This window comes from Candidatus Nanopelagicales bacterium, assembly GCA_018003655.1.
GTDB lineage: Bacteria > Actinomycetota > Actinomycetes > S36-B12 > UBA10799 > JAGNDY01.
In genome coordinates this window covers 1-5348 of record JAGNDY010000084.1, presented here as the reverse complement: position 1 = coordinate 5348, position 5348 = coordinate 1, and the positions used below count along the sequence as shown (strand labels likewise).

The window sequence follows — 5348 nt, the reverse complement described above, 5'->3', positions numbered from 1 at the left end:
TTGACGTCCGGGTACTCACCGCTCGGCGTGATGGCGGTCAGTGACCGACTGTTCGAGCCGTTCTCCAAGGGCACGACCTCATTCCTGCACGGCTACACGTTTGGCGGCCACCCGGTCTCCTGCGCGGTCGCCATGGCGAACCTCGACATCATGGAACGGGAGAATCTGTACGGCCGGGTCCGCGACAACGAACCCAACTTCCGCGCCACGCTGGAGAAACTGCACGATCTGCCCATCGTGGGCGACGTCCGTGGCGAGGGCTACTTCTACGGCATCGAACTGGTCAAAGACAAGGCGACCAAGGAATCATTCAACGAGGCCGAATCTGATCGAATCCTGCGAGGGTTCCTATCCAAAGCGCTCTTCGATGCCGGTCTCTACTGCCGGGCCGATGACCGTGGCGATCCGGTGATCCAGTTGGCCCCTCCGCTGATTGTCGGCCAACCCGAGTTCGATGAGATCGAGGGCATCCTGCGTTCAGTGCTGACTGAGGCCTGGACGCTGCTCTAGGCATTCGCGTCGGCAAGCACGCGCCGGTGCCACTAGCCTTCGCGGAGTGAGGTTGCGCAGAAGTCCGGGCTTGCGCACCGGCGTGCTCTTGATGGCGCTGATTGCCGTCGTGGTGTTAGGCCTTGGTGCGACCATCATTGCGAGCCGATTCAGCGATGCGCGCGATGCTGGCCAGTCCGTCGCGTCGACTCTGCAGCCCGCAGCCGACGCGTCAAATGACCTAGACGTCGCCATTGGCGAGATGGACCGCGGGGTGCGTGGCTACGTCATCACCGGCCGGGCAACGTCGCTGAGCACCTACGCCGAGGGATTCAAACGCTCTGCTGCCGACTTGGCCGAACTCGAGAGGCTGCTCGCCGGTTCGGAGCAACCGCTCAATGAACTGGCCACCAACGTGGCAGACGCGCGGGGAGTCTGGCTCAAGGTCGCCGCCCGGCCAACGATCGACGCGGTTCGCAGCGGCGATAGGACGGCTGCGGTGGAACTGGTGGGGTCAGCCAAAGCCGAACAGGCCTTTGCCGTGCTGCAAGCCCAATCGCTGTTCCTCGACAACCAAATCGATGTGCGCCGGGCGAGCGAATTCGCCGGGCTGACCGAATTCTCACGGCAACTTGCCTGGGCGCTGTTCGGGTCAGGCGTCGCCCTGTTGCTGGTTTTTGTCGCGGCAGTGATCTTCGTCAGTAAGGGCGTGGTGTCGCCGCTGAAGCAACTCGGATTGCAACTGCGCGCTGTTGCAACCGGTGCAAGGTCCTCCCCGATCGAGCCGACCGGAGCAGCCGAGATTGCCCAGGCCGGTAGAGATGCGGAAGAGATGCGTCGGCAACTCGTCGCACGAATCGACGAGGCCAATATGGCTCAGCAGGGGCTGGAACAGGAGGGTCCCGTCGTGGTCGCGATCCGATCGGAACTGACCCGCGAACGGCAGGTGTCGGCGGTCGGAGTCGACGTATACGGCGAGCAGCTGCCTGCCGAGGGCGTGCTGGCTGGTGACTGGTGGGACGCCTACGCGCTGCCGGATGGGCGCACCGCCGTCGTGATGGTCGACGTCTCCGGTCACGGTGCCGACGCTGGTGTGATCGGCCTGCGATTGAAGCTGACGATTGCCAGCGTCTTGGAGACCGGCGGGAGCATGCTCAACGCAGTGCGCCGGTCACAGCGCCTACTCAGCACCGAAGAGAGCCGGTTCGCGACCCTGTGTGGAGTTGTCATCGATCCGACCTATAAGCAGATCGAATGGGTGAATGCCGGACACTTGTCACCACTGATCATCAGTGACCTGGGCGAGCGTTTTGAACTGGGCACCACCGGACCGTTGCTTTCCAGCCTCGGCGGAGTCTGGCGCAGCGAAACGGCCAGATTCGATGACCATCACACGATGGTGATGTGGACTGATGGAATTACCGAAGCTCGCAACGAGGCTGGCGAACAACTTGAGGATGCGGGCATTCATGAGTTGATCGCGCAGCTACTGGCGGCGGCGGGAACCTCATCGCAGGAACTGGTGCAGTCAGTGATGGCCGCGGCCCGATCACGGGCGACCGAAGACCAATGGAAGCGCGACGACGTCACTCTGATCGCGGCCCGGCTTCGTCGCGAGTTGGTTCCAACTAGCGATTGATGCCCTTGACCACCGACAATGTGCAGCTTCGGCAGGACAAGCGGCGGTTGCGTGCGCGAGCATCCTTTGATAGCTCTGATCTCTCAACCGGCATGCGAAAGGGCACATCATGATGCGAGCAGGAGTCGACCTCGGCGGCACAAAGATCCAGGTCGTCATCGTCGATCCGAAGAACGCCGTCTTGGGCAGCGACCGTCGGCCCACGCCAACGGTTGGCGGGCCCGACGATGTCACCGACACGATCGCTGATTCGATTCGCGCCGCAGTCGGCGACGCCCAGATTGAAATGTCTGACTTGCTCGGCATCGGCGTCGGTGCTCCTGGGCAAATCGACCTCAGCGCCGGAACCCTGAGCAACGCTGGAAACCTCCCCGGCTGGATGTTGACTTACCCGCTGGCAGGCCAGCTGTCCAAGCGAATGGGGGGCGTGCCGGTTGCGCTCGGCAACGACGTTCAGGTCGGCGTCAATGCCGAGGTCCACTTGGGCGCCGGCCGATCGTTCAACTCGCTGCTCGGTGTGTTCTGTGGGACCGGGGTTGGCGGTGGTGTCGTTATCGACCGAGAGATGTGGGTTGGTCGTGGAGCCGCTGGCGAGATCGGCCACGTCTGCATCATGGCCAAGGGTGGAGCGCCCTGCACCTGCGGCAGGTCGGGCTGCATGGAGGCCTACGCCGGGCGCGCAGCGATGGAGATCCAAGCGCGCAAGTGGAAGTCCAAGGGCAAGAAGACGGTCCTGTTCAAGATTATGAAGAAGAAGGACCGCGTCCGGTTGTCCAGCGGTGTCTGGTACCGCGCGATCAAGCAAAAGGACAAGATGGCGATCAAGCTGATGGACCGAGCCATTTGGGCGCTTGGGGCTGGCGTTGGCAGTTCGGTCAACTTGCTCGACGTCGACGCGGTGATCATCGGCGGTGGCCTGGGTATCCGGATGGGCAAGCCGTTCGTCCGGGACATCGAGAAGGCCATGATGCCTCACCTGATCAAGTCAAAGAACCCGCCGAAGGTACTGCTCGCCGAGCTCGGCGATCTTGGTGGCGCCTTGGGGGCTGCCCTCTTGGTCGAGAAACTCGTCAAGGTCCCGGCCATCAAGACCACGCGTGCGCCAGCGGCCGCTGCTCGTTCCCGGCAAGCTCGAACGGCCGCGCAGAACGCTGCAGCAAGCCTGGGCACGAAGGCCCCGGCAAAACGGAGCACCACCCGGCGAACTCCGGCCGCCAAGCGAGTAGCCGCGGCAGATGCAGCCAAGGCACCGGCGAAGCCCCCTGCCAAGGCCGGAGCAAAGACGACCGTGGCACGCAAAGCCCCGGCCAAGAAGGCGCCCGTCAAGCGTCCCGCGGCCAAGAAGGCGCCCGTCAAGAAGGCACCAACGAGCTGACCGCTTCGTTCGCTGTCAACGTGGCCGGACCCGGCTGGACTGGGTGAGCAAGGCTGGTCGGGCCTCGACAGCGAATCACTAGGCAGGGGCGAGGATGCACGATCCAGGCAACCTGATCCTGCGTCGAGCGCTGCGGGTCGCGATCGTCTTGCCACTGGCCTATGTCGCCGTCAGGTACGGGCTTGACCTACCCGCTGGCGCACCCTACGCCGGCTTCGGAACCTTCGTGCTGCTGGCGTTCGCGGACTTCGGTGGCCCGACCAAAGATCGTGCACGTGCCTATGTCCTGGCGGGCCTGGCCGGACTTGTCGCCATCGCAATCGGGACTGCTGCGTCGAACTCCTTCTGGGCGTCGGTCATCGTCACCTTCGTGGTGTGCACGACGTTGGCCTATTCGGGGGTGCTGCGGGGCTACGTCGCCGCCGCAACGACGTCAATCCTGTTGCCGTTCGTCATCGCCGTAACCGCGCCGGGGGACCTCACGGCGCTGTGGCCTCGACTGATTGGCTTCGGCGTCGCGGTCGTGTTCGCCCTCGTTGGGGCACTGGTCCTGTGGCCGGTGCACATCCGAAGTGAGCTGCGCGCCGCCGTCAGCGAGGTGCTGGCGGCGTCGGCCAACGTCGTGCGCTCGCTATGGCCCGACGTGGCCACCGGCCCAGCTGTCGACAGCGATCAGGCCCAACGCGACCTCAAGGACGCCGAGCACCGGCTACACGAGAAGTATGGCGGGCAACTGTTGCGGCCTGGCTCAGCGACGAGTCGCGACCGTGCCCTGGTGCTGTTGATCGACGAATTGACTCGGCTGCGAATGTTCCTGCTGTGGCGCCCGGACGCCAACAACTTGAAGATGCCCGGCGACGCAGCCCTGGCGCGAACTACCGCTGACCTCCTCGACGTGTGCACCGCTGCGCTGGGCCAAGGTGGGCCCCCACCGGACCCGCTGGGAATGGAGGAAGAGCGTGATCGACATCGCCAAGCAAGTGAACGATGGGCATCCCGCGAATTGGCCGAGGGAAACGCGCCGCTAGTCAAGTCGGCCCTGGACGCGGGCTTTCAGTTGCGGCTCGTTGCGACAGTCACCGAGTTGGTCGCCGGGGATTCCCGGGTCGCGGTCGGAGCACCCGCCGCTGGCTACCGCCCAACTACCGCCGGCGTCGCTCTGCCGACGCCGCACCGGAGCACGTGGTCGACGCTGTCCGCCCAGCTGTCCCTCAGTTCGCCCTGGCTGCGCAACAGCCTGCGATCCGGCCTGGCGTTGACAATCGCCGTGGCGGTAGCTGGCTTGGCCGAACTTGAGCACCCCTTTTGGGTTGTCCTCGGGACGATGACGGCGCTGCGGTTTGACGCCATCGGTACCGGTCGAACCGCTGTTCAGGCAATCGTTGGAACGACTGCTGGATTCGTCGTCGGAACAGGTGTCCTGCTCCTCGTCGGCGACTACCCAGTCGCTTTGTGGGTCCTGTTGCCAATCGTCGTGTTTCTCTCGGGGTACACGCCCGGCGCGATCTCCTTGGTGGTCGGGCAGGCGTCGTTCACGGTCTTCGTCATCGTCTTCTACGCACTCGTAGCCGGGCCGTCGATCAAGACGGGTGAGATCCGCGTTGTCGACGTCGGCATCGGGTTGTTGATCAGCTTGATGGTGTCTGCATTGATGTGGCCGCGGGGTGTCGCAGCGCGTGTCCGTAAGACCCTCGCCGGGTCAGTCCACGCCGCCACCGCCTACTTGGTCGTCGCCTACGACCGCCTCCTGCTCGGGCAGGTGGCAGTCGCCAAAGCCGGTACCAGCAGGGCGGCCGCGTACCGAGCTGCCGCCTTGGCCGACGAGACGTTCGATCTAGCTCTGGC

At 64.4% G+C, this 5348-nt stretch carries 4 protein-coding genes; all 4 read left to right on the top strand.

The window, feature by feature from the left end; genetic code table 11:
* The coding region (locus KAZ48_09695; protein ID MBP7973062.1) for an aminotransferase class III-fold pyridoxal phosphate-dependent enzyme at positions 1-510 on the top strand (510 nt) is incomplete at its 5' end.
* Positions 511-556: 46 nt separating this feature from the next.
* Positions 557-2128, top strand: coding sequence for a SpoIIE family protein phosphatase (locus tag KAZ48_09690; protein MBP7973061.1), 1572 nt, complete (start codon positions 557-559; stop codon positions 2126-2128).
* Positions 2129-2237: 109 nt separating this feature from the next.
* Complete coding sequence (locus tag KAZ48_09685; protein MBP7973060.1) at positions 2238-3503, top strand: ROK family protein; 1266 nt, start codon at positions 2238-2240, stop codon at positions 3501-3503.
* A gap of 94 nt (positions 3504-3597) precedes the next feature.
* The coding region (locus tag KAZ48_09680; protein ID MBP7973059.1) for an FUSC family protein at positions 3598-5348 on the top strand (1751 nt) is incomplete at its 3' end.